General features: G+C 41.4%; 21 protein-coding genes. 8 read left to right on the top strand and 13 right to left on the bottom strand.

The window, feature by feature from the left end:
* Positions 1 to 288 precede the first annotated feature (288 nt).
* Together AC5JL8_RS11900 and AC5JL8_RS11895 are read left to right on the top strand one after the other, a co-directional pair.
* On the top strand, positions 289 to 939 hold the full coding sequence (locus AC5JL8_RS11900) for a cadmium resistance transporter (RefSeq protein ID WP_495879987.1): 651 nt from the start codon (positions 289 to 291) through the stop codon (positions 937 to 939).
* A gap of 152 nt (positions 940 to 1091) precedes the next feature.
* A complete protein-coding gene (locus tag AC5JL8_RS11895) occupies positions 1092 to 1847 on the top strand; it encodes a phosphatase PAP2 family protein (RefSeq protein WP_495879986.1) in 756 nt (251 codons plus the stop codon).
* Between the two features lie 189 nt (positions 1848 to 2036).
* On the opposite strand, the gene AC5JL8_RS11890 is transcribed toward AC5JL8_RS11895, so the two are convergent.
* Positions 2037 to 4313 (bottom strand): alkaline phosphatase, encoded by a 2277-nt coding sequence (locus tag AC5JL8_RS11890; RefSeq protein WP_495879985.1) that lies wholly within the window; start codon positions 4311 to 4313, stop codon positions 2037 to 2039.
* Between the two features lie 995 nt (positions 4314 to 5308).
* Here AC5JL8_RS11890 and AC5JL8_RS11885 point away from each other — a divergent pair.
* On the top strand, positions 5309 to 6436 hold the full coding sequence (locus AC5JL8_RS11885) for a hypothetical protein (protein ID WP_495879984.1): 1128 nt from the start codon (positions 5309 to 5311) through the stop codon (positions 6434 to 6436).
* A 280-nt stretch (positions 6437 to 6716) separates the two neighbouring features.
* Here the strand turns inward: AC5JL8_RS11885 and AC5JL8_RS11880 are convergent, their stop codons facing one another.
* The 3 genes from AC5JL8_RS11880 to folK all read right to left on the bottom strand — a co-directional run bounded on the left by AC5JL8_RS11880 (position 6717) and on the right by folK (position 8071).
* Positions 6717 to 6914 carry an ADP-ribosylglycohydrolase family protein gene (locus tag AC5JL8_RS11880; RefSeq protein ID WP_495879983.1) on the bottom strand — a complete coding sequence of 66 codons (198 nt, stop codon included), beginning with the start codon at positions 6912 to 6914 and terminating at the stop codon, positions 6717 to 6719.
* Positions 6915 to 6921: 7 nt separating this feature from the next.
* Positions 6922 to 7470: an NUDIX hydrolase gene (locus tag AC5JL8_RS11875; protein WP_495879982.1), complete on the bottom strand. Its 549-nt coding sequence runs from the start codon at positions 7468 to 7470 to the stop codon at positions 6922 to 6924.
* Positions 7471 to 7558: 88 nt separating this feature from the next.
* Positions 7559 to 8071 carry a 2-amino-4-hydroxy-6-hydroxymethyldihydropteridine diphosphokinase gene (folK, locus tag AC5JL8_RS11870; RefSeq protein ID WP_495879981.1) on the bottom strand — a complete coding sequence of 171 codons (513 nt, stop codon included), beginning with the start codon at positions 8069 to 8071 and terminating at the stop codon, positions 7559 to 7561.
* Positions 8072 to 8403: 332 nt separating this feature from the next.
* Between folK and AC5JL8_RS11865 the strand changes: the two genes are divergently transcribed.
* Together AC5JL8_RS11865 and psb35 are read left to right on the top strand one after the other, a co-directional pair.
* On the top strand, positions 8404 to 10782 hold the full coding sequence (locus AC5JL8_RS11865; RefSeq protein WP_495879980.1) for a transglycosylase domain-containing protein: 2379 nt from the start codon (positions 8404 to 8406) through the stop codon (positions 10780 to 10782).
* A gap of 198 nt (positions 10783 to 10980) precedes the next feature.
* Complete coding sequence (psb35, locus tag AC5JL8_RS11860; RefSeq protein ID WP_495879979.1) at positions 10981 to 11205, top strand: photosystem II assembly protein Psb35; 225 nt, start codon at positions 10981 to 10983, stop codon at positions 11203 to 11205.
* A 62-nt stretch (positions 11206 to 11267) separates the two neighbouring features.
* Here psb35 and AC5JL8_RS11855 read toward each other — a convergent pair whose 3' ends face one another.
* The 7 genes from AC5JL8_RS11855 to AC5JL8_RS11825 form a co-directional block, all read right to left on the bottom strand.
* Positions 11268 to 11690, bottom strand: coding sequence for a tellurite resistance TerB family protein (locus AC5JL8_RS11855; RefSeq protein ID WP_495879978.1), 423 nt, complete (start codon positions 11688 to 11690; stop codon positions 11268 to 11270).
* Between the two features lie 56 nt (positions 11691 to 11746).
* Positions 11747 to 13120, bottom strand: a complete 1374-nt coding sequence (locus tag AC5JL8_RS11850) for a 16S rRNA (cytosine(967)-C(5))-methyltransferase (protein WP_495879977.1) — start codon at positions 13118 to 13120, stop codon at positions 11747 to 11749.
* A gap of 117 nt (positions 13121 to 13237) precedes the next feature.
* The gene (locus tag AC5JL8_RS11845; RefSeq protein WP_495879976.1) at positions 13238 to 14638 is read right to left on the bottom strand and encodes a glycoside hydrolase 100 family protein; all 1401 of its coding nucleotides are present in this window, start codon (positions 14636 to 14638) and stop codon (positions 13238 to 13240) included.
* 442 nt (positions 14639 to 15080) lie between these two features.
* Positions 15081 to 16526 carry a glycoside hydrolase 100 family protein gene (locus AC5JL8_RS11840; protein ID WP_495879975.1) on the bottom strand — a complete coding sequence of 482 codons (1446 nt, stop codon included), beginning with the start codon at positions 16524 to 16526 and terminating at the stop codon, positions 15081 to 15083.
* Positions 16527 to 17523: 997 nt separating this feature from the next.
* Entirely contained in the window at positions 17524 to 19320 is a 1797-nt protein-coding gene (locus AC5JL8_RS11835) for a DnaJ domain-containing protein (RefSeq protein ID WP_495879974.1), read from the bottom strand.
* A gap of 60 nt (positions 19321 to 19380) precedes the next feature.
* Complete coding sequence (locus AC5JL8_RS11830) at positions 19381 to 20175, bottom strand: PspA/IM30 family protein (RefSeq protein WP_495879973.1); 795 nt, start codon at positions 20173 to 20175, stop codon at positions 19381 to 19383.
* Positions 20176 to 20389: 214 nt separating this feature from the next.
* Positions 20390 to 20575 carry a type II toxin-antitoxin system HicB family antitoxin gene (locus AC5JL8_RS11825; protein WP_495879972.1) on the bottom strand — a complete coding sequence of 62 codons (186 nt, stop codon included), beginning with the start codon at positions 20573 to 20575 and terminating at the stop codon, positions 20390 to 20392.
* Positions 20576 to 20630: 55 nt separating this feature from the next.
* Here AC5JL8_RS11825 and AC5JL8_RS11820 point away from each other — a divergent pair, with 55 nt between their 5' ends.
* Positions 20631 to 21827: a Coenzyme F420 hydrogenase/dehydrogenase, beta subunit C-terminal domain gene (locus AC5JL8_RS11820; protein ID WP_495879971.1), complete on the top strand. Its 1197-nt coding sequence runs from the start codon at positions 20631 to 20633 to the stop codon at positions 21825 to 21827.
* A gap of 164 nt (positions 21828 to 21991) precedes the next feature.
* On the opposite strand, the gene AC5JL8_RS11815 is transcribed toward AC5JL8_RS11820, so the two are convergent.
* A complete protein-coding gene (locus AC5JL8_RS11815; RefSeq protein WP_495879970.1) occupies positions 21992 to 22276 on the bottom strand; it encodes a GxxExxY protein in 285 nt (94 codons plus the stop codon).
* Between the two features lie 29 nt (positions 22277 to 22305).
* Complete coding sequence (locus AC5JL8_RS11810) at positions 22306 to 23535, bottom strand: methionine gamma-lyase family protein (RefSeq protein ID WP_495879969.1); 1230 nt, start codon at positions 23533 to 23535, stop codon at positions 22306 to 22308.
* A gap of 86 nt (positions 23536 to 23621) precedes the next feature.
* Between AC5JL8_RS11810 and AC5JL8_RS11805 the strand changes: the two genes are divergently transcribed.
* Positions 23622 to 24440, top strand: coding sequence for an acyl-CoA desaturase (locus AC5JL8_RS11805; protein ID WP_495879968.1), 819 nt, complete (start codon positions 23622 to 23624; stop codon positions 24438 to 24440).
* Between the two features lie 216 nt (positions 24441 to 24656).
* Positions 24657 to 25709, top strand: a complete 1053-nt coding sequence (locus AC5JL8_RS11800) for a fatty acid desaturase (protein WP_495879967.1) — start codon at positions 24657 to 24659, stop codon at positions 25707 to 25709.
* Positions 25710 to 26277: the final 568 nt, after the last annotated feature.

The raw sequence follows: 26277 nt of genomic DNA, 5'->3' as shown, positions 1-26277 counted from the left end.
AGGACTAATAACAATACGTAATTAGTAGTTAAAAAAGTCAGATTTAATCTGGCTTTTCAAGTTTGTATTTATAGCATTTAGGACTTACGCACCCAAGCCTGAAACCCCGATCCCCCCTAGCCCCCCTTAAAAAGGGGGGAACGTCTAAAGCCCGCTTTTTAAGGGGGTTGGGGGATCTGAGTGCGTAAGTTCTGGCATTATTTTAGAAAATTAGTATAAAGTCTTCATTACGGAAGTTTTTGGAGATTAATTTGGTATGGTGTAAATTGTATATTTTAACCATACACCATGAGTCAGCTTGGGACAACTTTTATTGAAGGGATAATTGCCTTTATCGGTACAAATATTGATGACATATTTATCTTACTGCTATTTTTTTCACAAGTAGATAGTAACTTCCGGCGGCGGCATATCTTAATTGGCCAGTACCTTGGTTTCGCAGCAATTATTATTGCTAGCTTACCTGGATTCTTTGGTGGCTTAGTAGTCCAGCGAGAATGGATTGGATTACTAGGAATACTACCCATAGCAATTGGTCTTAAACAATTACTAGATCGGAAAACAGAAACTACAGAAGTACAAACAGTAACTCCTAATTTTAAACAGCCCTCACCTAGTAACTCTATACTGTCTTTTATTTTGAGTATTCTGCATCCTCAAACCTATAAAGTAGCAGCAGTAACAATTGCCAATGGTGGTGACAATATTAGTATATATATACCCTTGTTTGCTGGTCAGAACCTTGTCAGCTTGGGGGTGATTATAATTGTATTTTTACTCATGGTAGGAGTTTGGTGTGCGCTCGCTTACTTTTTAAGCCGTCACGCTACCATTGTTTATGTTTTAAATCGCTATAGTAAACATTTTGTTCCTTTTGTATTGATTGGCTTAGGTTTGTTCATTATCTATGAAAGAGGTACATTCAGTTTATTTACCTAATTCAAGAGTACAGCAATACAGGCAAACTCTAGCTCAGTGGTAGACTAAGCTACTGATCGCAAGTTATATCTATAAAAGTCAGTCTTTAATTAGAGGGTTTGCCTGAAATTAATATTTATTGTGGAATTGAACCAATAAAAAATCATAGAACTGTGAAACAAACGACTAAAGAGCGCCGTTCGCTGCTGAGTTTTCTCAAAAACGTACTTATTGCCCATTGGCGTTCTTTATTGCTCCTATTAATCGGAGTTTATTTACCTTTTCAATTCTTTGAAATTTTGGCAGTGAAGGTATGGCAAAATGCAGTTGGGTTTCCTTGGGATGTGCCCATACTACTAGCAATTCATTCTCAAGCACTACCACAATTGGATGTAGTGGCGGTGATACTGACGAAGTTGGGTTCGTTTTGGACTGCTTTGCCTATTTTTGGTGCGATCGCCATCATATTATGGCAAAGGCGATGGTGGCGATCGCTAGCTTATTTGCTCACCACTACATTGGGGAGTGTGATTATCAACCGCACCGCTAAGGAATTAATGCATCGAGTGCGTCCGCAACTGTGGGTATCGGGTGCGCCTGAGTTTGATTATGCCTTTCCCAGTGGTCATGCAATGACGAGTATGACGCTGGTAATAGTTTTACTAATTTTGAGCAGAGGTTACCCCAGGCGCTGGTTGATTCTTCTTTTCGGTAGTTTTTATGTCTTGGCTATTGCTTGGACACGGCTTTACTTAGGAGTTCACTTCCCCAGTGATATTCTTGCAGGCTGGATGGTTGCAATAGCCTGGGCAATTGGAGTAAGTCTAATTATCAAACCCCATTTGAATCTAGCCAACCCCATAAATGCTGATGAAGTTGGTGATGAAACTACTTTACTACCGGAAGAAAAACCTGAATTTTCCCGTTAAGTTTCTCTAGCAAGCTGCCAACCTTCACAACGGTATATACAAATTGAAAAGTCGAAGAGGCTCAGAACTAGCAAAACTTCGCTAGTTCTGAGCGATGTAATTCTCACTGTTTGAAGAATAGTTGAAGTCCTCCCCTAGCTCTCTGTTTCAGAGAAATAGGAAAAGCAAGCTTTTTAAAAGAACGGCAGTTTATGCAAAGACAAAACTGTTGCTGTCGATAATGCTGGCTTGAACTCCTTGGAGAACTGCGATCGCCTGGTTAGACACTACAATGCGAGTATCTGCACCACTTTGAAGGATGCTGAGATCTTCAAACTCGCTAACTCCTGACAAGCCTGCAATGCCAATCACGTCAGTACCTGCAACAAAATCAGCGATCAAGTTGCCGCTGTTTGGAACGCTTCCGTAGGCAATCCAGAACTGGTCTCGACCTTCGCCGCCAGTCAGGAAATTGCCACCATTACCTGCAAACAGAATATCATTACCTTTGTCTCCAGCAAGGCGATCGTTGCTACCGCCAATTAAAACATCATCACCATCTCGTCCAAAAACACGGTTGTTACCACCACTAACTGAGGCATCAAACACATCATTTTCACTGGTTCCAAAGATAATGCCATTTGTGCCATCTACTAGAGTAGGAATACCTACCGTCGCTAACTCGAATGGTAGTGCAGGCTCTTCAGTTTCTTGTTGTGCTTCAGGAACAGGAGGCTGAGGAACAGGTGCTGCCCCTTCTGTGATGGCAGAATACATCGTTTGGTAAATGTGAACCTGATCTACCAATCCTTCGATGCCAGGAATATTCTCTCCGTATGCCTCATAGCCTTGCCCAACCAAACTATCTAGAACTTCAGACCCTTCCCCCTGGTAATAAACGGGAACCGGGCGATTAGTATGAGATCCCCAACCGTATTTAATATCTGGGTCAGAGCCGAAGTAATGCCCAGCGTCAGACGGGGTATGCGCTTCATAGGTTAAGCTTTCTGCGCCCTGTTGCCGCAGCAACTCTGGATAATTCTCATTGAGTGTCAAATAGTGGTCATGGTCAGCAGTGACAATCAGAAGATTGTCTTCCCATCCACCATTGTTCTCAATCCAATCAATCACGTTGCCAACTGCACGATCAAACTCCAATGTCGTTCCAACCAAATTGTCGAGGTTGTCATCGTGCAAACTCCAATCAATATCACCGCCTTCCACCATCAACCAGAAACCGTCTTGATCTTCTTCTAGAACATCAAGAGCAGCTGTGGTGAGATCTGTCAGTGTTGGGTTCTCATTACGCTCAGTGGCAATAAATTGTTCATCCGTTTCACCAGGAGCTAGAGGTCGCTCGGTGTCAGGATTGGGAATTTGATCTGTTGCGTCTCCAGACGTTGTGGTGAAGAGGGAAAATTGGTCTAAGCCTGTCAGCCCATAATCGCCGTCAGCACTTTGTACAGGCAAATTACCATTTTGTCCACGCGCACCATACAAACCGAGGAGGCGATCGCCTGCTTCCGGATCGATTTGTTTGGCTGTATTCAAAAGGGTTTCGGCTGCATTTGGCCCACGCTCTAAGAAAGAGTAACCATAAATGTTACTGTTGGGATTATTACTCAGTTCTTGATAGGTTTCTGGCGTGATGTAGGTAAAGTCAGGCTCAACTCCTTCTGGCAATGCAGCTTCATCCACACTGGAAAGCGGATGCCCACCCCCTAACAAAACAGTTGGTTGATAAACTCGAAGCTCTTGTTGCAGGATGTTATCTATCCCTGGAAATTCCTCATCATATTTGCCACGACGATTCACGTTAGCAGCAGCCGCGCCGGGTGTTGCATGATCGATTGGAACAGATGAGACAAGACCCGTCGATTTATCTAATTTATTGGCAGTGGCAAGAATTGTTTCTAGAGGCTGTTCAAATATATCTACAGCAACCGCATTATTGTAGCTTTTAACCCCGGTATACAGCGTTGTCGCAGTGTTTGCAGAATCAGGATAGCTGTACTTGATATATTCTGGGTCGTTACCAGCAATCCAAGGAACAGGGCCACCACGCTCTGGGTCGTAGCCCACTAAGTTTCCTTGGGCCCCTTCCGCTATGGTTGCACCACCACTTGCTTTGGTTCCTGGGTTAAATGCTGGATTAAATTCAAAATCAGGACGAATGGGATTAGCCCCAGTTGGCGGGCCAGCTGGGGTTTGTGGGATAGGGCCTGTGACTAGCTCATCGCTATTGAGCAATGCAGAATTTCCTGTACTGAATGTGCCTTGCTGATTGGCGATCGTCGTGCCATAAGTTGTTGACAGGGCATAGTTTTCCAGCCCTTGAAAGTTCAAACCTTGTCCTTTACCTTCAGTATAAAAATCACTGAGTTGATTACCAGTGTTTCCTGACTGAATCTGCTTGGCGATCGCACTAGCGCGGGCGGGTTCCCATCCCATTCCATCGCCAATCATAATGATGACATTCTTAGCCATATAAGTTTTAGCTCCTTTGATTTTGCAAAAAAATTTCGTTTTTACAAAAATAAATATTTTTATTAGAAGTGGCGCAGCGCTAATTATTTTCTTAAGAAATCAAACGCCAATCTAAAAAATAGTTACATAAGAACTATCCACAAAAAACGTTGACTTTTGCAGATTAAGAAGTTATTAAATAAGGTTTAAAACTTCTTAGTTACAAACCGGAAATAGCTAAAAACTAGCTATTTCTATCCACCGATATACTTTTTGCTATCAGTCAAAAATAAAAATTTATTCTTGTGGTAGATGAATAAAGTTAACAGTAGCTATAAAAGGATGTTTTAAAAATGGAGGGCTATTGTAAGAAAGCTCACAAAGCTAATCACTTCTTTTGTGGTTAATAACACCTTGTGAGCGAATGAGTAGAGTACACCGTAGCAATTTGGCATGGGAACAGTTATGTTGCCATGATACAAATTATGGTTGAATGACTTACATAATTTCTAGCTCACTCCGACTTTTAAAATATCCTCTAAGTAGAACAAAAGAAATACCACTAAAATCGAAAAATTTTTCATTTCAACTTATATGGCAATTTAGTATTCTCTTTTGTGTAAGTAGATTACAGTTCTCTCCTCGCATTTAAAAGCGTATTGCTTGAGATAATCGCTATACAACCACTAAACAAATTGTACGTTGTTTTATATACCATTTGTTAAGACATCATTAATTTTGCAGATTTAATTTCTTGCCATAAAAATCAGTTTAATTTCAAACAGAGTTAGAGAAAAAAGCTTTATTAGCTAACTGTTTACAAGAAGTATTTTAAATTAAATATTTATTGAACATTTTTGTGATAGTCCGTAATTTCTACCAAATAGATTTGAATTACTAATATTTTTTTAACAGGTTTATTTAACAAGACAGCATTAACAAGCTGCTTTCAGTTTGTGCTACTGCTGCCAATATCGATAATGAATTCGTGTAAGCAATAGTAAGGAGCAATTCTCATGGCTGAGAACAATATTTCAGGGAATGGAAATTGGTACTATACAGATGGTCAATGGGTGTCTGATAAAGGTGAAAAGCTAACTTTAACTGATGCCTTCGCTAGCGGTAATCCCCCTGCTGGTTATATTCCCAGTAATGTTTCTAATAACAATAGCTTCGCTAGCGGCCCATCCTTTAATGGTAGTGCTAACAATCCCTTTGCTGGTGGTAATCCTTTCATGATTGGTGGTGGTGGAAACGTATCTACCACCAGTGAGGACGGCAAGTACACCTACAACTATACGCGAACTGCTGACCCTCGAAGTTTAGTTCCGGATGATAACAGTCCCTTCGCTAAATTAATCGGTGTCCTTGGCTTTGGTAGTAATTCATCTAATACTAATAGTGGTAGCAACCCCTTTGCAGGTGGTAGTCAAGGTAACAACAGCCGTCCTGCAAACTTGCCAAGTGGTAGCACTCCTACCGCCTCGACCGACCTCCCAAAAGCACCTCAAGGTCTATCTGTTCCATACAATAGTGACAACTGGATATCCGATCTCAAAGATTTAGAATCTAGTAAAACTGGTGCTAGCACTGATGGCAATACAGGTAGTGGCAATGGCAACTGGTTTTATGGCAAAAACAATACTGCTGACGGTAATGGCAACTGGCTCTTTAGTAATGACAACACCGCCAACGGTAATGGCAACTGGTTTTATGGCAAAAACAATACTGCTGATGGTAATGGCAACTGGTACTTTGGTATTGGCAACACTACTAATGGCAATGGCAACTGGCAGACAGGTGATAATAATACTATCAACGGTAACGGCAACAGACCCAGTGGTAGTGGTAATGATGTCCTTGGTAACGGCAACAGGCCCAGTGGTAGTGACAACAAGATCCTAGGCAATGCTATTGAAACCAGCGATGATGGCAAAGCATATATTGGTAATCAAGACTGGAACTTTGACATCCTCAATGATCTACAATCTCTGCAAATTGGTGGAGCGGGAATCGGTAGTGATGTCAAAAATCTTCTTAGCCATCCTGATATGATATCAAACACCATGAGTAAAGAAGGCTATTCCAATTCTCCTTTCTTAGCAAACTCGAACTATCAATTTGATTTTTCTGCTGGTATATAGCCTCAAGCTTGAGAGTCGATTAGTAGTAAGTAGGGAATATGGGGTAAGTACCAACCGTATCTATATTCCCTGTAAAAGCAACACAATCTTGTAATAGTTCGCTCATGCAATCATTTTATTGGTGCTACACGCATTGCAGCACCGCTTTTATCACTGTCGGGACGAATTTTTGCTAAAACTCTTCTCCATCACGGATTGCTACTAGAAACTCGTAGAAACTACCAGTGTAACCTTCTGTGCAATCGCGTTTCAAGCAATTAATGAAGCTATCAGCTAATACTTACGGTGTCCAAGGAGCCTGTGCGACAATCACTTTTGCAATAGCAATGCTCATCTGTGTGTCGTCTGTGTAGCTTCCTGCGATGAGTCGATGACGTAGATGCTTAACGTATCGACTCAAATCGTTATAGATGCTCATTTCGTTAGCGTATTCAAAGCCTCCACCGTAGGCATCGCCAATAGCTAATTCTATGAGCATATCGGCATCAAACTAACAAAGGACGAGCCAAGAAAAAGCTAGAAACCGTTTTAGCATCTACTAGTTCACCTCCTAAAATAGCTTTCTCCAGTTCTTCGGGAGTGAACAATACGGTTTCAATATCTTCGTCCTCCTCTTTTTCTGGTGGTGTATCTAGCTTTTCCAAATCACGAGCGAGAAAAGCGTAGATAATTTCATCAGAATAGCCAGGAGCTATGAAAAACTCACCCAATTTTTCCCATTTATGGGCACGATAACCAGTTTCTTCTTCAATCTCACGCTGCACTGTTACTAAAGGGTCTTCATTAGGTTCTACAGTACCTGCGGGAAATTCTAATATTCTTCCCTGAATTGCAAAACGATACTGGCGCACCAATACGAGCTTACCCTCTGCTGTTACGGGCACAGCTAGAGCGCCACCAGGGTGACGAATACACTCCCATTCTCCCTCTGCTTTATTAGGTAAACGCAAGCGATTAACTTCAAAATTAAACTTGCGACCTTTATAAAATAAGCGTTGTTTCAGCAGCTGTGGTAATTCTCTACCTAATGGCATAGTAAAATTATATTTTCTCTAGATACACAGACGCACACTGAGGCTGATTGTACAATTCAGAAGTTTTCTACGTTTATGGGTCGTAATCTTAATTGCCCATCAATAAATGTACATCAGAACAGTCTACCTCTTTAACCAGATCTTTAATAACACATCCAGAAAGTGGTTCTATCCAATTAGGGGCGATTTCTGCCAGTGGAACCAGTACAAAGGCTCGCTCACGCATTCGGGGATGGGGAATTTGCAGAGTAGGCGTGTGTACAATTACGTCATCATATAACAATAAATCTAAATCAAGGGTGCGTGGCCCCCAACGCTCTTGGCGAACACGCCCAAATTTTTGTTCAATCTCTAATAAATTTTCCAACAGCTGCTGCGGTAGCATGAATATTCTGAGTATGGCGCAGCCGTTTAAGTAATCTGGCTGTGGCGGGCCTATAGCTTTAGTTTTATACCAATTGGATCTTGCTTCTAAAACAATACCTGGTGTTGTGGCTAAACTTTCTATAGCTGCTTCTAAAATTACACGAGAATCACCCATATTACTACCAAGAGCGATCGCTGCGCCAACGCCAGGAGCGATCGCGCCAGTTTTGAACATCTTGCTCTCCTCGTGCCTACACCTCTGCCTCATGGCAGAATTTTAGTTGCTAATAACATAATTTTTATACTGCGAATAATTATTTATAATTCTGTATTAATCTTTACGGGATGAAAGTTAAAGAATTCTCAAAAATCATCCTTTTATACTTAATTTTGTTATTTATTTATGGGATATTATACTAACACAAACGTGGTACGCTAACCCCGAAGTTTTTGGCTGGTGGTTAGGTGGCAACTACATTTGAGCGAGGAACTGACGTGGGGAAACTGACCTCCTAGTTCAAGCAACAATCAACTGTTTTAAATGCGTCTGGCAAGGAGAAACCGCGATTGTCACCTGGTAATCATCTCAAAAACGAGGAATCTGTAAATCAGAACTTACCACCAAAAAAGTCGGTGAAGAAAAGGCAGGTACTGAGCCAGATGCAAAACGTATCATCTGGGGTAATTGCCAAACTCGCCGGCAGCGATAAACCGTTTTATCGTCGCCTTTGGTTCTGGGCTGCTTTGGGTGTAGGTGGCGGAATCGTCGCCTTCAACTACGGTATTACATCAATAGACCGCACTCTGCCGGATAAAGCTGAATTGAACGCCGTTATTCGGGAGCAAACATTAACCATCAAAGCTGCTGATGATACTATCTTGCTACAGCAAGGAGAAACAGCCAGAGAACAGATCAAGCTCCAAGAAATACCAGATCAGCTCAAAAAAGCCTTCATCGCCTCAGAAGATAGAAGATTTCAGCAACACGATGGAGTTGATGCTCAGGGAATAGTCAGAGCGGTATTAAATAATTTGCGATCGCAAGGTGTAGTTGAAGGTGGTAGTACCATTACCCAACAGCTAGCGCGAATTCTCTTCCTCAAACAAGAGAAGACCATCTGGCGTAAGCTCAAAGAAGTCCGTCTAGCACAAAAGATGGAGGACGAATTAACCAAAGATCAGATTCTTGAGCGTTACTTAAATCTGGTGTATTTGGGATCTGGAGCTTATGGTGTAGCTGATGCAGCGTGGGTGTACTTCAGCAAATCAGTGGATCAACTCACCTTACCAGAAATAGCTACTATCGCTGGATTAGCGCCAGCCCCCAGTCTCTACTCTCCAGAGAAAAATCCTGAAGCTGCTAAAGCTAGGCGAAATTTAGTATTGCAGCGGATGCAAGAAGATGGCATGATTACCGCCGCCGAAAGGCAAAGCGCCAGCCAGGAACCACTAACCCTCAATAGCAGTTTACCCAAGCGACTCCAAGTAGAATCTCCTTACTTTTCTACCTACATTCAGAAAGAATTGCCCAAGTATGTTTCTCCTGATGTGTTAGCAGCAGGGGGCTTAGTGGTGGAAACCTCCCTGAACCCAACTTGGCAAAAGTTGGCAGAAGAAGCAGTTGCCAAAACCTTACGCAATCAAGGACGCTGGGAGAACTTTAAACAAGCTGCAATGGTTGCTATCGACCCCCGCAATGGTGAAATTCAGGCAATGGTGGGGGGTAAAGACTTTGGTAAAAATCAGTTCAATCGTGTGACTCAAGCCCAGCGTCAGCCAGGCTCGACCTTTAAAGGGTTTGTATATGCCACAGCGATCGCCAGTGGTAAGAGTCCCTACAATAGTTATCTGGATGCACCTTTTGTAGTAGATGGTTATGAACCGAAAAACTACAGTAAAAGCTTCCGCGGCTCGATGAGCATTCGAGATGCCCTTACTAGTTCCATTAATATAATTGCGGTCAAGGTTTTGATTGATGTCGGATTTGAGCCAATGATTAAACTTGCCCATGACATGGGGATTAAATCAGAACTCAAGCCCACTTATTCTTTAGCACTTGGCTCTAATGAAGTAAATCTCTTAGAGTTGACTAGCGCTTATGGCAGCTTTGCCACTCAAGGCTTGCACACAGAAGCTCATGGAATTCGCCGTATCCTCAACCGTCAGGGTAAGGTGATTTGGTCAGCTGATTTCCGCTCCAAGCGATCGCTCGACGCTGACAGTGCTGCTATCATGACTTGGATGCTGCGTAACGTTGTAGAAGCTGGTACTGGTGCTGCTGCTCGATTAGGTGATAGACCAGTGGCGGGAAAAACTGGCACATCCGATGAAGCCCGCGACTTGTGGTTTATTGGCTACATCCCCCAAGTAGTTACAGGTGTTTGGCTAGGTAATGATGACAACCGCCCGACTTGGGGTAGTAGCGGTAGCGCTGCTTACACTTGGCATGAGTTTATGGAAAAAGCCGTAAAAGAAATGCCAGTAGAAAAGTTTCCCGCACGACCCAAACTAGATGGTCGCAAAGGCACAATCAAGGCGAAGCCCCTGAAACCTAAACAAATTTTGAATAAGGCTATTTCCTCTAATGATGAGGAAACATTGAGCAGGGATGAGCGTCCATCTAGAAGAAGACGCAGATATTATCAACAGCAGCAACAAGAAGATAATACTCCAAGACGGCGAAGACGTTATTCTCAACAACAAACTGATGAAACACCTTCATATAGAAGGCGGCGGCGGGTTCGCAGCGAAGAATCTGCTAGGAACTCTGACTCTGGCTCATCTAGCCCAAGAAGGCGCAACAGGCGAGTAGAATCAGATGCTCCTTCGCCTCGCAGGTCTGTCAGAGCATCCTCCTCTTTAGGCAATAACGCCTCTAGTTCCGCAAGTTCTTCCCCAAGACAGGCTTCTTGGCGGGATAGACTCAAACCATCTTCCTCAGAATGAGGCCAAAAAACCAAGTTAATATTGCTAGCGGATCTCAGGTAAATCAAGCCAAGGAAATTTCACCTAAAATATTTGTTTATGAGAGTTTACCTGTAAAACCGAAATTAAACGGTTCAAACTAGGGGGGGATGTAAGGTGGTGATACGCTCGTTTTATACTCTTTTAAACAGCGTTACCTAACATTAGGAGAATATACTCATGCTTTTATTCATGCAAGCAGCCGCACAAGCAGCAGATGGCCCCCATTTTCCTGTGGCTTTCACCTTGGTTTATGTCTTGGGTTTTATTGCTGCTGTAACCATTGGTTCCATCGCTTGGTACAACTCCAAACGTCCCGCCGGTTGGGAAAGCAAAGAGCGTCCTGACTTTGTGCCTAAGGTTAATAAAGAAGAAACTCCGGGTCTGGGTGAACCGAAGTCATAAGTAGTCAATAGTCAATTGTCATTATAGTCAATCAACTTTAGACTATAGACTTTTGACTATGATTAATTCTGAACCTCAACCCAACGTCGATAGAGCTTTTGGATTTGTCTGAGCAGCGCGTTATAGGCTGGTTGAGGTGATTCGCTTGCCTTGGATAACTCCTGTAACTTTGTCAAAAGTCTGGCTTCTTCAATCGCTACTTCACCGTCACTATAAATTAAGCCACTGATAGCTTCAATCAGATTTTCGCAATCTTCAAGACTGGGGTGATCACCTAAATAATCTTTCACCCAGTTGTAGCATTCTTTTGGCTGCACAGGAACCAATTCGTACAACCAAGGCTTAATCTCTGGATCGGTAGCTAGTCCTTTTGCTTGCGCTATCTCGCGCAGGTACTGCCGTTCTTCTGGCTGAATTCTGCCATCAATCCAAGCCGCGCCAATCAGGATTTTAACTAAATTTTTGACATCAGAATCATTAACCATGGTGCATCCTTTGGAAGATACCAACCTCCATCAAATAGTACAATCGCAAACAGTAATCACTCGGAATTATTAGTTTTTCTTAAGCGCACCATAAAAAAGCCATCCATATTCTGTTGATGAGGCCAAACCTTCAACCAGCCCTGCGGTGTGCAATAGGTAGAGAAAGACGAATCAACATTAGGAGGCTCTATCTTCCAATTAGGGTACTCAGCTAAAAATTTTTTAATCACAGCTTCATTTTCTGCTGGATGCAGCGTACAAGTTGCATAGACTAGTACACCACCTGATTTAACAAAAGTCGAGGTATGCGATAGCAATTCTGTTTGCAGGCTTGAGAGTTCTTGAACAGTTTCTAGTGTCTGTCGCCAACGCGCATCAGCATGGCGGTGCAGGGTTCCCAAACCAGAACATGGTGCATCAAGTAATACGCGATCAGCAGCGTTGTTAAACTGCGAAAGTTCACGACTATCGCCAGTGAAAATTTTAATAGATTGCAAATTCAACCTTCGAGCATTTTCTTTAAGCTTACGCAGACGCGAAGAAGTGCGATCGCACGCCCAAATTTCACCCTTATCTCCCATCAACTCAGCAATGTGGGTTGTTTTACCCCCTGGTGCAGCACAAGCATCAATCACCACCTCACCTGGTTGAGGGTCAAGCAAATGACTTACTAATTGAGCGCTACTATCTTGTACAATCCACCAACCTTCGCTGAAACCAGGTAGATTTTGAATTGGCCCAGTACTACTAATCAATCGTAAAGCTTGAGGTAAGTGAGGAAGACGCTTCACTAAAACATTAGCCGATTGCAGCGCGGCTTCAACTTTGTCTATTGAAGTGCAAAGAGGGTTAATCCGCAGGTCAATTGTTGGTGTTTGGTTCATCCATTCACACAATTGTTCTGTCTCAGCCAAACCAAGCTGTTCCAACCACACTTGAATAATCCAGTTAGGAAAGCTGTGTAAAATTCCCAAGCGTTCCACTGGGTTTTCTGGCAGTTCTAAAGGATCTGGTGATGCTTCTACCAAACGAATATACTGCCGCAACAACCCATTTACAAAACCAGTAAGACCAGAAAAGCCATTGTCTTTAGCTAGTTGGACGGTGGTATTAACAGCAGCTGAAACAGGAATACGTTCTTGATAGCGCAGTTGGTATAAGCCTAGATTGAGGATGGTGCGGAGGTCTTTTGGTTGTTGGTGGGATTTTTTTTTGGCGAGTTGGTCGATGAGGGTGTCGAGGGTGCGTTGCCTTCTGACGCAGCCATAAACTAATTCTGTCACCAAACGGCGATCGCGCAGCGCCTCTAAAGGAGATTCAATATCTGGCAAGTTAATTTTTTGCAGCACTCGGTCTAAGGCAACATCAGCATAAGCCCCTTTGTGAACGTCTCGCAGTGCCAGAAAAGCTATTTGACGGGGGTTTGTCATGAAAATATGGTGAATACTTCGTAGGGTGGGCAATGCCCACCTACACAATTATTAATTTATTACTTGCAAATATGGTTATTATAGCTACAAATTAGATGTTACTCTCTAACTTAAAAATTACAATTCACAAATTTGGGAAGCGCTATCTAAATCAAATTCTCCAAAACTAATTAATTCTAAATGAGCGGGGTTTCGTATCAGTTCTTTTGCCAATAAAAATCCAGTAATTGTCCAGGTTTGATATCTTCTGGCTCTTTTACCAATTAATAACCCCCTTGTACCATCGTAATATTCTGGCCATTGATCGTTAGTGAGGCGTATTTGGGCAATTTCAATGGCGCGCTTGGCAATACTTGTTCTACCTGTTTTTTGAGCAGCAGCAGTTAACAACCACATTAATACTGGCCAACTACCACCATTATGGTATGACCAGGGCATATTTTTAGGATCGCATCCAGTTAAAATTCTGTACTCTTCCTTTTCTAAAGCTGGAAAACATATTTTCATCGGCATTTCTCCTACTAGGTCTTCCCACTGTTCCTCAATGAGATTCATAATTGCTTGTGATTGCTGTTCACTAGCTAGAGAAGAAATAATAGCCATCAAATTTCCCAGTGAAAAGAAGCGAGTATCTAGCTGGGATGGGCCAACATTACCTGCCAGATAGCCACCGTGTTTTGACAACCAACTAGTTAGGTTACAATAAGGAATTGAGTTTGAGTATATATTAAATAGATTGACTGCTGTGTGCCCATATTCTTCACCTTTAAAGCGATAAATTGCATTCAGACGATTCATATTTATCCAATAATGATGACGAATATGATCTCTTAATAGCGGTAATCGGTTATCAATTCCTCTGACAATCTCTTCATCGCCTGCACAAATTAATAGCTTGCGAGCAGCACGCAATGCTGCATAGAATAGCGCTTGAATTTCTAAAGGATAGCCATAAATACCCAGACGGCGGTGAATCATACAAGCACCATCTGGAACAAGCAATGTTGGGTACATATCAAATCTAGTCGCCAAGCAGAGTTCCATAATCAACAAGATTCCTTGCTGAAAATGAGGTTGCAAGGCAAAATTTATATCTTTTGTGGCTTTTACATAGGCATGTAAAATAATAATCCACCATAGGCAAGAATCAACTGCTGTTACTCTAGCGATCGCGTGTTCACCAAAATCTGCTTCTAAAAATTCTTCCCCGTTTATTGTTTCAACTTTGAAGCTTCCTGGTATCAAACCTCGACCAGGCGAGTAAGCATTTAATTGGTTTTCTTTAGGCTGTAACTTTAACGCTTCTTCCAGAAAATTACGGACAATATCATATCTACCTTGAATCAAAAATAGTAAGGCTGAAGGTACAAAATCCCGGACAAAGCAACGGTCATAATTCAATGCTGCTTGTGATGAATCGCCAGCAGCTACAGTTCCTATGGGACGACCTTGATAGTAAAGAATTGAGTTTTCTAGTAGCTTCCATGCCTGTTTTTCGGCTAAATTCTCTGTTTGCATTGCAAAAAACACTCCATGTGATTGGGCTTGGGCAGTAGATAATACTCTTGGTCTTATCTTCTACAATGCTTTTTTCTTTAACGATGGATATAAAGTCACTTAGCTTATTGCCATAGTTAATGCAGGACAATATCCCACCGTCCATTCTTTCAGGAGAAACCAAGTTTTTTATCTCCCTCATTTTCTTATATGATATATTGTTTAACTCTTGATCAAGATAAATTTCGGAAATAAAAAAAGCCCTATATTGCTACATAAGGGCTTTTAAAAAGTTGTTTATTTTGGACAATTTGCTTACTTTATTACTATTTTTATCAATTATTCAAAGTTTTTTATTTTAGATTAAGTTATACCAAAACTAACCACAGATAAACACGGATAAATATCGGTGTGCATCTGCATTTATCTGTGGTTCAATATACAAAACACAAATCTATATTTGCTATCGAGACAATGGATCTACACTGCCAATTTCAAATTCACAGGCTCTAGAAACCGATTCTGGTGATAATTTCTCAAAACTAACCAATGGTAAATAATTAGGGTTATCCATCAGTTCTTTTGCTAATAGAAATCCAGCAATTGTCCAAGTTTGGTATTTCCTAGCTTGTTTACCAATCAGTCGCCCCTTCTTACCATCGTAATACTCTGGCCATTCATCTTCGATCAGACGTGATTGTGCAATTTCAATAGCTTTTCTGGCGAGACCTGTTTTGTTGGTTTTCACTGAAGCTGCGGCAAACATCCACATTAAAACCGGCCAACTACCAGCATTATGATATGACCAAGGTATATTCTTGGGGTCACATCCGGTGACAATTCTGTACTCTTCGTTTTCCAAAGCTGGGAAACATATTTTCATTGGCATATCTCCCACTATGTCTTCCCATCTGTCCTCAATGAGAGCCATAATTGCTTGTGACTGTTCTTCAGTGGCGAGATCTGAAATAATAGCCATTAAGTTACCAAGTGTAAAGAAACGAGTATCGAATTGCGATGGGCCTACATTACCTGCTAGGTAACCACCTTTTCTGGGCAGCCACTTGTCTAATTCATAATAAGGAATAGAATCTGCATAAATATTGAATAAATTAACGGCTGTTTTGCCATACTCTTCACTCTTGAATCGATAAATGGCATTCAAACGATTAATATCTATCCAATAATGCTGACGAATATGGGCACATAAAAGCGGCAAGCGGTTATCAATTGCTGCCACAATATCTTGATTACCTTTGCAAATCAGCATCTCGCGTGCAGCACGCAAGGCCGCATAAAATAGAACTTGAAGCTCTAGAGGATGCCCATATATACCCATACGACGGTCAATCATACAAGCGCCATCTGGAACCAACAGTGTTGGGTACATATCAAAGCGATTCGCCAAGCAGATTTCCATAATTAGCCTGATACCATTTTGGAATTCAGGTTGATAGGCTAAAGAAAAATCGTTTGTAGCGACTACATAAGCACGTAACAAAATCAGCCACCACAAACAGGAATCGACTGGTGTGACTCTGGCGATCGCGTGTTCACCAAAATCTGCTTCTAAATATTCCTGTCCATTTGTTGTTACAACTTTGAAGCTAGCTGGTATTAAACCTCGTCCAGGCTTGTATGCATCTAATGCCCTTTCTTTAGGCTGCAACTTTAAAGTTTCTTCTAGAAAATTGCGGACAATATCCGTTTTACCTTTGATCAAAAAAATTAAAGCTGAGGAGACAAAATCTCGCACAAAGCATTGATCGTAATTAAGCGCCTCAACAGATGGATCATAGGCAGCTAAAGTCCCAATAGGACGACCTTGATAATAAAGTATTGACTTTTCTAGTGCTTGCCATGCTTCTTCTTCTATACTTTGAGGTGTTACCAATTCGTTTAATTGCATCGCTAGAATAACTCCATTAGGATTGTAACTTTACGATAGATGCTTTTTGTTTTATATTTTTGCTATTCTCATTTTAACAAAATCGAATTTACAAATAGCAAATATAATTCAGAGCAAGTTATTGACAAACAGCAAATAAAACTACTAATTTTTTACAGTTGAATTAGCAGCTAATTTTCTTTCAATTATTTATCATTGTTGTATAATACGGCTGTTATTTTTGTAACTCTAGGAATAAAAATGCTCCTAAAAACAGTTATAAAAAATATATTTTTAGCTGGTTATATACTCCGTTTTCATATGCGGAATCTTTGCATTCCCAAACAAAAATATATTTCTAGTACTGTTTAGGGTTTACTTAAGGTTTAAACAGTGACCGTATATTTACTTGACTAGGATTTATTTTTTGAGGCTACAAATTAATTGACTCCCCCATAACTTAATAATTTATAACATTTTCTCAGAATATGCAATATGCGTAACTGATAAAATTAAAATTTAAATCCTTCTAAATGGCTAGATATTTTACTTTACTTGTCCATCAAATGGTAGGTATTCTGCAAGTAAAGTTAAACAATGCAATGTACACAATAGCCAGAAATAAAAGACCTTGAATTCTGCTTTATACAGTAAGAATAGCTAATACACGCGCAGTTAAAGTCATTCTTGAAACAAAAGCGAAAATTTAAAAACCAAGCTGAAAGCAGCGTAACCCTACATAAGAAAAATAGAGTAATTTTGCTAAATACGAAAATATACAAAATGCTATAACTATCTATACAGATATATGGTAATTTTTTCGGAAATTTATCGTAATTTTTGGTAAATATATAGATTGGCCAATTTTGACTGTATAACAATGTAGTGTTATACACAAATTGCTAGGTTGCAGGAGCGATCGCTTTTAGGTTCGCTATATGAAATGAGGTTCACGCAGAGGCGCAAAGGTGCAGAGGAGAGGTGAACGCTTGAATCTGTTCTGATGTTAGTAACTCAATTAATGTAATTTGCTCCATTTATCAGCGTTCAATTGCTCCTGAAACTTCTGATAAGCCTGATTAACCGCTTGTGTTGAGGCTTTAGCACTCCCAGAAGGGTTGACATCAGGATGGTACAATCTTGCCAATCGTCGGTAAGCAAGCTTCACATCTTTGGGATGAGCGTGCCGATCTATGCCTAAGACTTCCCACCATTGCCCTGAAAGTATAGTGTCGAGTGTCAAGTTATGGAAGCTTTGAGTTTGATGCCAAATTTTGGTTGTACCATTATTACCGCCACTTAACAGGGTTTTTCCATCAGGACTAAAAGCCACTGGGCTACGGCCAGATAGAGTTTGTATTAGTTCCCCTGTTTGTACATTCCAAATTTTGATAATACCATCGCTGCTGCTACTAGCTAGGGTATTTCCATCAGTGGTGATGCTAACAGATAAAACCGCCGTTGAGTGTCCAGTTAGGGTAAGAAGTAATTCTCCGGTGTTGAGATTCCACAGTTTGATTGTGGTGTCTGTACTACCACTAATTAAAGTTTGGCTATCAGGACTAATAACAACTGTATTAACTGCTCCCAAATGTTTAGATAAAATGCAACGCTGTTTCCAAGTGTTGACATCCCAAAGTCTGATAGTCTTATCGGCGCTAGCACTAGCAATGGTTTTGCCGTCAGAACTGACAGTAACAGACAAAACTGCATCAGAATGTCCATTCAAAGTGCATTTAACTGTTCCTGTATATCCTCCCCAAATTCTAATTGTCTTGTCACCACTACCACTCACAACATATTTACCATCAGGACTGAAGGCAACTGAGTGAATAAAACCATTATGACTGTAGGGAGAGTTGAGATAAAAATATGTCTGTAAGAATTTTTTTGTAACTATCTGCCAACTACTGATTTTGCGATCAACACTACCACTAATAATCTTCTGCCCATCCGGGCTGATAGCTACAGATAAAACTGCCTCTGCTTGTCCAGAGAACGTATAAAGCCATTTTCCCGTTGTCAAATTCCACAGATGAACTTGCCGATCATCACTGCCAGTAGTAAAAATATTACCATCAGGACTGATAGCGATCGCATTCACTGCCGCTAAGTGTCCCTTGAGTGTGTGTACACATTTCCAATTTTCAGGCGGCTGGATTTTGACAGGAACTATTTTTGTTTCACTTTTGGGAGTAGAAGCTTCAGAGTTGACAAATTTCTCGCAATTAGGTTCTAGCTTTTGCTTTAATTCAGCCTTCAATACTTGAAACTCATCTTCGACTTCTAAAGCCGCAAATTTTTGATTGAGATGTTCACCAGATAAAAACGCCTCTAACTCCATCACGGCTGCGGCATAATAATCCATCTGCAAGACTTTCTCCTCCATTCGTTCCAAAACCTGTGCAGAAGTTTCCCGAATTTCTGATTCGTCTAACAACTTGGCAATACCATAGGCGGCGATTCCCGCTACTGCACCAACCCCTACCATAGGTACTGTGCCAATACCAAACGCCAGCCCTATTTTTGGTGCAACTAATCCCATCCCACCAACGACGCTAGAAAAGCCAGCAGCACCAACTACGCCAATTCCCATTGCACCGAAAGCAGCCGCATCTCCTTTTGCTATTGCTTTAAAAGCACCATAAGCAGCTGCACCACCCACAGCACCAATGCCAACTACTGGAACTGTACCAAGCCCAACAGCGCCAAATCCTCCGGCTAATCCCATCCCGCCAACTGTTGCAGAAACACCAACGCCTGTTATGCTGCCTCCAGCAATAAATGCTGCACCTGTTTTAAAGTTTTGTGTCACGAGGTTTATATCTGTCACTGGCTAAAAATTTTTCGGATTAACAAAAATTAGCAGCTACATTTAATCTTCAGTAATAAATACTAGTTTTTTGATATTTTCTAGAGCACTCAGGTTTCTTACAAGAATATCTACTGTTGCTTCCTGATGCTGAAGCTGAGTTTGAAGAATAAATACAATTTTATTCTGAGCTTTTTTATTTACTACAGCTTGAAGGGCTAAATCATCATCATTGTTTATCAAAGCTGTCTGAGCTTTTTCGTTCCAGTATTTAGCTTCTTTCTGCGCTTTTTCAAATTCTTTATGAATCCCTTCCTGATTAACAACAGCGTTGTTTAAAGTTTCTTCTATCTCGTGAATAGCCTCTGCTAAAAGCACTGTATGGCCTTTTTTAGCTTTAGTTTTCTCTTGAGGTTTAGGTGGTAGTAATAATGCTTCTTTAAGTCGCTGTAATTCATCATCAACATCTTCATATTCACAGATGATAAATGTCGGTGAAACTTCACTGGTGTTAGGCTTACTACTTAATACTTCATTCTGTGCTTCTAAAACCTTTTTCTCCCAAGATGTCAAACTACTGTTAATTGCGTCTACTTTTGGTTGTTGCTTCTCTACCAGAGTTTTTAGCCTACTAGCAATTGCTTGGTATCGTTCTTTTTGAAATTTTGCTTGACGAATTAAATCCTGATTACTTCCTTTTAAAGCAAGTTGATATTCTTGTTCCCATTTATCAGCTTCAGCTTGAGCTTTCGCATAGTCTCGTTGAGCAATTTCTTGGGCTGCTCTGGAGTGGCTTGCTCCTTGGCGTAACTTTTGTAGCGCATCCTGTGATGATTGATTTTGATCGTAAAATCCCATAAATTTATTTGAGTGGCCTTATTACCCAGAGCGTAGACTAATTAATACTGTTGCGTCTTCGTCAAAATTACTTAAGCCTTAACTTTTGCTTTTAATACTACGTCAGAAAAGTTTCAGTACAATATTTAATTACTTCGTAGCTAATTAAATTAGGCAAAACTTTGCGTTCCTCTGCGTTTAAAAATATTACGATTTTACGCAAAGCTGTATTTCGCTATCTTAGATTTGGCGTTACTTCCCCATGTTCTAGCCTATCTGCCAATACACGCAAAGCTAAAGCTTGAACTTTGGCAACTGCTTCTTCCCTGGTCTGCCCATAAGCAATAACTCCAGGAAAATGCATCACTTCTGCCAAAAAGCGTCCATCCTCTTCTTGTTCAATTTCTATCGTAAAGTTCATAGCTAGTGACGGTATTGTAATAAAAGCTATGCCTGGATAACACAAAGAATTTGATATGACCTCGGTTTCTCCTCACAAAAAAGCCAAAGCCTTAAAACCTACTAGCCGCCGCCCTGCGAAAGAACTTTGTAGCGAGTGCGGACTGTGCGATACATACTACATTCACTACGTCAAAGAAGCTTGCGCCTTCATTAATCAGCAGATAGGCGAACTTGAAGAACAAGCGCACACCCGCCCTCGCAATCTCGATAACCCTGATGAACTCTACTTCGGTGTTCATCAAGACATGATAGCGGCGCGAAAACAGCAGCCCATCGAAGGCGCACAATGGACGGGTATTGTCAGCAGCATTGCTATTGAAATGTTGAATCGTGGCATAGTTGAAGGTGTTGTTTGCGTCCAAAACACCAAAGAAGACCGCTTTCAACCTATGCCCATCATCGCCCGTACTCCAGAGGAAATACTGGCAGCTAAAGTAAACAAACCAACACTATCGCCCAATCTTTCTGTTTTAGAACAGATAGAAAAATCAGGGATGAAGCGGCTATTAGTAATTGGAGTTGGTTGTCAAATCCAGGCATTAAGAGCCGTAGAAAAACAACTTGGGTTAGAAAAACTATATGTTTTAGGTACACCTTGCGTAGATAACGTTAGCCGCGCTGGACTGCAAAAATTCTTAGAAACCACCAGCCGATCGCCTGAAACAGTCGTGCATTACGAATTCATGCAAGACTTCCGAGTTCACTTCAAACATGAAGATGGTTCTACGGAAACAGTACCTTTCTTTGGATTGAAGACAAATCAACTCAAAGATGTATTTGCCCCTTCTTGCATGAGTTGCTTTGATTACGTTAACTCTCTGGCAGATTTAGTAGTTGGCTATATGGGCGCACCCTTCGGCTGGCAATGGATTGTAGTAAGAAATGATACAGGCAAACAAATGCTTGACTTGGTGAAAGACCAGTTAGACACCCAACCTGTCATGTCCGAAGGTAACCGTAAAGAAGCTGTACAACAAAGCATTCCCGCTTATGATAAAGCCGTTACCTTACCGATGTGGGCAGCAAAATTGATGGGTGTGGTCATTGAAAGAATTGGGCCGAAAGGTCTGGAATATGCTCGGTTTTCGATTGATTCGCACTTTACAAGGAATTATTTGTATGTGAAGCGGAATCATCCGGAGAAGTTAGAGACGCATGTGCCGGAGTATGCTAAACGGATCGTTGGGCAATATAAGTTACCGAAAGAATAGCTCACGCAAAGGCGCAAAGACGCAAAGGAAAGAGTAAAAGCCGAACTTCGCGTCTTTAATGTCATAATTTTTACAATCCATTTACTACCCGCGAGATACCGTCTTTGATCAAAAAGGCTCCAAAGTTGATGAGTAAACCAAGGCGTTTGTTGCCAAGGCGAAGGTTAGGTTAGTAGTTGCTTTTTATGTATCGGATGAACTGTTTCTACCGATTTGAGTTCAACAATGACTTGATCTTCAACTATGAGGTCGGCACGAAACCCCACTTCCAAACGCACACCTTCATAAACTACGGGTATGGGTTGCTCTGCTTCTACCCGCAATCCTCGGTTCCGTAACTCATACTCCAGAACAGTCTGATACACAGATTCCAGCAACCCCGGCCCCAAAGTTGTGTGAACCTTGTAACCACCATCAACAATAATTTTGGCAATCTCGTTCTCATTCATCTTTCTTTGCGCCTTTGCGTGAGCTTTTCTTAAGCCATCCCTACTGCTTCTATCGCTGCCTCTAATGCGATCGCAATATGAGTCCAATGAGTCCCACCTTGGCAATAAACTACATACGGCTCACGCAAAGGCCCATCTGCTGAGAATTCCAAGGTACTGCCCTCGATAAATGTCCCCCCAGCCATAACTACCTGGCTCTCATACCCCGGCATTTCATCAGGAATAGGGTCAAGGTAGGAACCGATGGGAGAATTCTGTTGTACAGCTTTACAGAAGGCAATCAGCTTTTCGGCAGAACCAAGTTTGATTGCCTGAATCACATCCCGACGGGGAGCTAAAGGAGCTGGATTCACGGGATAACCAAGTTTGTCAAATACATAACCAGTAAGGTGGGTTCCTTTCATCGCCTCGCCTACCATCTGCGGTGCTAGAAATAAGCCTTGGAACAAAAGACGATTTTGGTCAAAAGTAGCACCACCATAACTACCAATACCAGGAGCAGTGAGGCGGCAAGCAGCAGCTTCTACTAAGTCAGTACGACCAGTGACATATCCGCCAGCAGTGACAATAGTGCCACCAGGATTTTTAATCAATGAACCCGCCATTAAATCAGCACCGACGGCTGTGGGTTCTCTAGTTTCGATGAATTCGCCGTAGCAGTTGTCTACAAAGCAAATGGTGTGGGGATTTTGCTGTTTGACTAAGTGGACAATTTTTTCTATGTCAGCAATGGATAAACTAGGACGCCAAGAATAGCCACAAGAACGCTGAATTAAGACTAAACGAGTGTTTTCATCTACACTATGGCTTAAAACTTGCCAATCTATCGTTCCGTCTGAGGTTAGCTCCAATTGTCGGTAATTTATGCCAAACTCAATAAGGGAACCTTGGCCATTACCCCGTAAACCAATTACTTCTTCAAGCGTATCGTAAGGAGAACCAACCACTGCTAACATTTCATTCCCAGGACGGAGTACACCAAACAAGGCACAAGCGATCGCATGAGTCCCTGAAACAAACTGCACCCGCACTGCCGCAGCTTCGGCACCCATTACTTCGGCAAATACTTTATCTAAAGTTTCTCGTCCTAAATCATCGTGGCCATAGCCACTTACACCCGCAAAATGGTGTGCGCCTACACGTTGATGACGAAAGGCATCTAGCACTTTTTGAAGATTTTGCTTGACCTGAGCGTCAATTCCAGAAAAAATCTCTATCAGTGCCTGTTCTGCTTGCCGCAGCTGTTCCAAGCTGTTCATTGGTTCCTCATTCACAAAAAACTAGATATGCGGATTTTTAGATCGCGCAGATTAGGCTTAACGATCATTCCTATTCAGGTTCCTGCATGACAATTGCTACCTCAACCAAACTTCAAATTAACTGGGTTAACACCCTATTTTTCCTTGCTCTGCACATCGGAGCTCTGTTTGCCCTGGTTCCTAGCAACTTTAGCTGGAGTGCAGTTGGTGTCGGTTTATTGCTCTACTGGATAACTGGTGGTTTAGGAATTACTTTAGGGTTTCACCGCCTTGTTACCCATCGCAGTTTTCAAACTCCCAAGTGGCTGGAATATTTACTGGTGTTGTTCGGAACTCTTGCCTGTCAAGGTGGGCCAATTGAGTGGGTAGGTACGCACCGTATCCATCATTTGCACTCGGATACTGAACAAGATCCCCATGATTCTAATAAGGGTTTTTGGTGGAGTCACATGGGTTGGCTGATTCATTACGCACCTGCTCACGCAGAAGTTCCTCGCTTCACTAAAGACATTGCCGATGACCCAGTTTATCAGTTTTTACAAAAATATTTCATTTTAGTCCAAGTGGCTCTGGGTTTATTGCTATTGGCTATAGGCGGTTGGCCAATGGTTGTTTGGGGAATTTTTGTTCGCATTGTTTGGGTTTACCACTGTACTTGGTTGGTAAACAGTGCGACTCATAAATTTGGTTATCGCAGCCATGAATCTGGCGATCGCTCGACTAACTGCTGGTGGGTAGCCTTACTAGTGTTTGGTGAAGGCTGGCACAATAACCACCATGCTTTCCAATACTCAGCTCGTCACGGCTTGGAATGGTGGGAAATTGACATGACTTGGATGACTATTCAATTGCTGCAAGTGCTTGGTCTCGCTACAAATGTGAAGCTGGCAGATAAAAAGTCGTAATCAAGTTGTTAATTGTCAGCCAAAGCTTCACATGAGACCGTTGGCTATAGACAGTTAATTGGCGACGAAATTTTTTCAGCAACCGAATATCCATTTCCTAATTGCGAAAAAAGAGTGGGTTAGGTTGCTATAATCCGAGACGCTAATGTAAAGAAACTTTGCGGCAAACCACTTTGTGGTGTGTTGGTGGTAGTTTTTGTTGTTTTTCAGGTTTTCATGACTACATCAATAATCAAGAATCAGAAACAAGTTTACGACCTTGGTAATTCCGACCTGAGGCTAAAAGACATTATCAAAACTCTACCAAAGGAGTGTTTTCAGAAGGATAGGCGTAAAGCTTGGACAAGAGCGCTGCTCAGTGTTTTAATGGTTGCCTTGGGCTACTTAAGTTTGGCAATTGCTCCCTGGTTTCTCTTGCCCCTAGCTTGGATTTTTACGGGCACAGCTTTAACAGGTTTTTTTGTAATTGCTCATGATTGTGGTCATCGTTCATTTGCTAACCGTCGCTGGGTAAACAATTTAGTAGGGCATCTATTCATGCTGCCGTTGATTTACCCATTTCACAGTTGGCGTATTAAACATAATTATCACCATACTCATACCAATAAGCTGGATGAGGATAATGCTTGGCATCCCATCAGACCAGAAGTCTTTGAAACATGGGATACGTTCAGGCAGTCAGCTTTTGAAGGTTTCATGCGTAACCGCCTCTGGTGGGTAGGTTCTATCGGACATTGGGCAGTTGTACATTTTGATTGGCGTAACTTTAAAGCTAAAGACCAATCAAGTGTTAAACTCTCGGTAGCTGTAGTAGTTCTGTTTGCAGCGGTTGCTTTTCCTGTTCTCATCGCTACAACTGGTATTTGGGGATTTGTCAAATTTTGGCTTTTACCCTGGATGGTTTACCACTTTTGGATGAGTACTTTTACTATCGTTCACCACACTGCCTCAGATGTTCCTTTTTTGGCAGCTAACAAGTGGAATGAAGCTTTAGCACAGCTATCCGGCACTATTCACTGTGATTACCCACGCTGGGTAGAAGTCCTATGCCACGATATCAATGTCCATGTTCCCCATCATATTTCAACTGCGATTCCTTCCTATAATCTGCGATTAGCTTACAGCAGCATCAAAGAAAATTGGGGCGATTATCTGCATGATGAAGGTAAGTTTTCTTGGGCTTTAATGAAACAAATTACAGACCAATGTCAACTATATGCAACTGATGTTGGTTATAAAACTTTTAATGACTATTACGCAGAGCGATAAAAAAGATGAAGTATGAAGTATGAGGTATAAAGCTTTATAGTCTTCTTTAACTTTGTACCACCAGACGTCTTATACATCCAAATACTTCATTCTTCATAATTTTTTGTTTACTCTGTTAGCTATATTTATTCTGGCAATTTTTACATATAAAAATTGTCAGAAACATATTCTTGTGCAGGTCGGCGAAAGCTAATAAATATCCCAAATATCTGCATTGCAGAGTTACAATTTCCTTGCTTCCAACAAGGTTAAAGTTATTGTGTCAAAGGCTCATAAAAAGAAAGCATTTTATGAACTAAATACTAGGCGTAGTTTAAGAAATTTGATATTTACCCTTGTTGATATCTCCCTATGCCTTTTTTTACATTTTGACTAACTAGTGCTAGTCTGCTTGTTGAGCAAGATGCCAGCCTCCTATGAATGAGCACTAAGGATAAAGAAGAAAAGTCGTCTTGACAATTTTTCAATTCTAAAAGCAACTTTAAAGCTAGATGTCAGGTTGTTAATTATTGCAACTTTGCCTCAGGTTATGCAGTTCTGCCAATCAATTGATTTTTCATTTACTTGA

Source organism: Mojavia sp. (assembly GCF_059505145.1).
The sequence above is the reverse complement of the archived record's forward strand: the minus strand, read 5'-3'. Positions and strand labels throughout refer to the sequence as shown.

Coding starts and splice junctions, on each gene's coding strand:
- AC5JL8_RS11900 (WP_495879987.1), top strand. CDS start 289: ATGAGTCAGCTTGGGACAACTTTTATTGAAGGGATAATTGCCTTTATC.
- AC5JL8_RS11890 (WP_495879985.1), bottom strand. CDS start 4,313: ATGGCTAAGAATGTCATCATTATGATTGGCGATGGAATGGGATGGGAA.
- AC5JL8_RS11885 (WP_495879984.1), top strand. CDS start 5,309: ATGGCTGAGAACAATATTTCAGGGAATGGAAATTGGTACTATACAGAT.
- AC5JL8_RS11880 (WP_495879983.1), bottom strand. CDS start 6,914: ATGCTCATAGAATTAGCTATTGGCGATGCCTACGGTGGAGGCTTTGAA.
- AC5JL8_RS11875 (WP_495879982.1), bottom strand. CDS start 7,470: ATGCCATTAGGTAGAGAATTACCACAGCTGCTGAAACAACGCTTATTT.
- folK (WP_495879981.1), bottom strand. CDS start 8,071: ATGTTCAAAACTGGCGCGATCGCTCCTGGCGTTGGCGCAGCGATCGCT.
- psb35 (WP_495879979.1), top strand. CDS start 10,981: ATGCTTTTATTCATGCAAGCAGCCGCACAAGCAGCAGATGGCCCCCAT.
- AC5JL8_RS11855 (WP_495879978.1), bottom strand. CDS start 11,690: ATGGTTAATGATTCTGATGTCAAAAATTTAGTTAAAATCCTGATTGGC.
- AC5JL8_RS11850 (WP_495879977.1), bottom strand. CDS start 13,120: ATGACAAACCCCCGTCAAATAGCTTTTCTGGCACTGCGAGACGTTCAC.
- AC5JL8_RS11845 (WP_495879976.1), bottom strand. CDS start 14,638: ATGCAAACAGAGAATTTAGCCGAAAAACAGGCATGGAAGCTACTAGAA.
- AC5JL8_RS11840 (WP_495879975.1), bottom strand. CDS start 16,526: ATGCAATTAAACGAATTGGTAACACCTCAAAGTATAGAAGAAGAAGCA.
- AC5JL8_RS11830 (WP_495879973.1), bottom strand. CDS start 20,175: ATGGGATTTTACGATCAAAATCAATCATCACAGGATGCGCTACAAAAG.
- AC5JL8_RS11825 (WP_495879972.1), bottom strand. CDS start 20,575: ATGAACTTTACGATAGAAATTGAACAAGAAGAGGATGGACGCTTTTTG.
- AC5JL8_RS11820 (WP_495879971.1), top strand. CDS start 20,631: ATGACCTCGGTTTCTCCTCACAAAAAAGCCAAAGCCTTAAAACCTACT.
- AC5JL8_RS11815 (WP_495879970.1), bottom strand. CDS start 22,276: ATGAATGAGAACGAGATTGCCAAAATTATTGTTGATGGTGGTTACAAG.
- AC5JL8_RS11810 (WP_495879969.1), bottom strand. CDS start 23,535: ATGAACAGCTTGGAACAGCTGCGGCAAGCAGAACAGGCACTGATAGAG.
- AC5JL8_RS11805 (WP_495879968.1), top strand. CDS start 23,622: ATGACAATTGCTACCTCAACCAAACTTCAAATTAACTGGGTTAACACC.
- AC5JL8_RS11800 (WP_495879967.1), top strand. CDS start 24,657: ATGACTACATCAATAATCAAGAATCAGAAACAAGTTTACGACCTTGGT.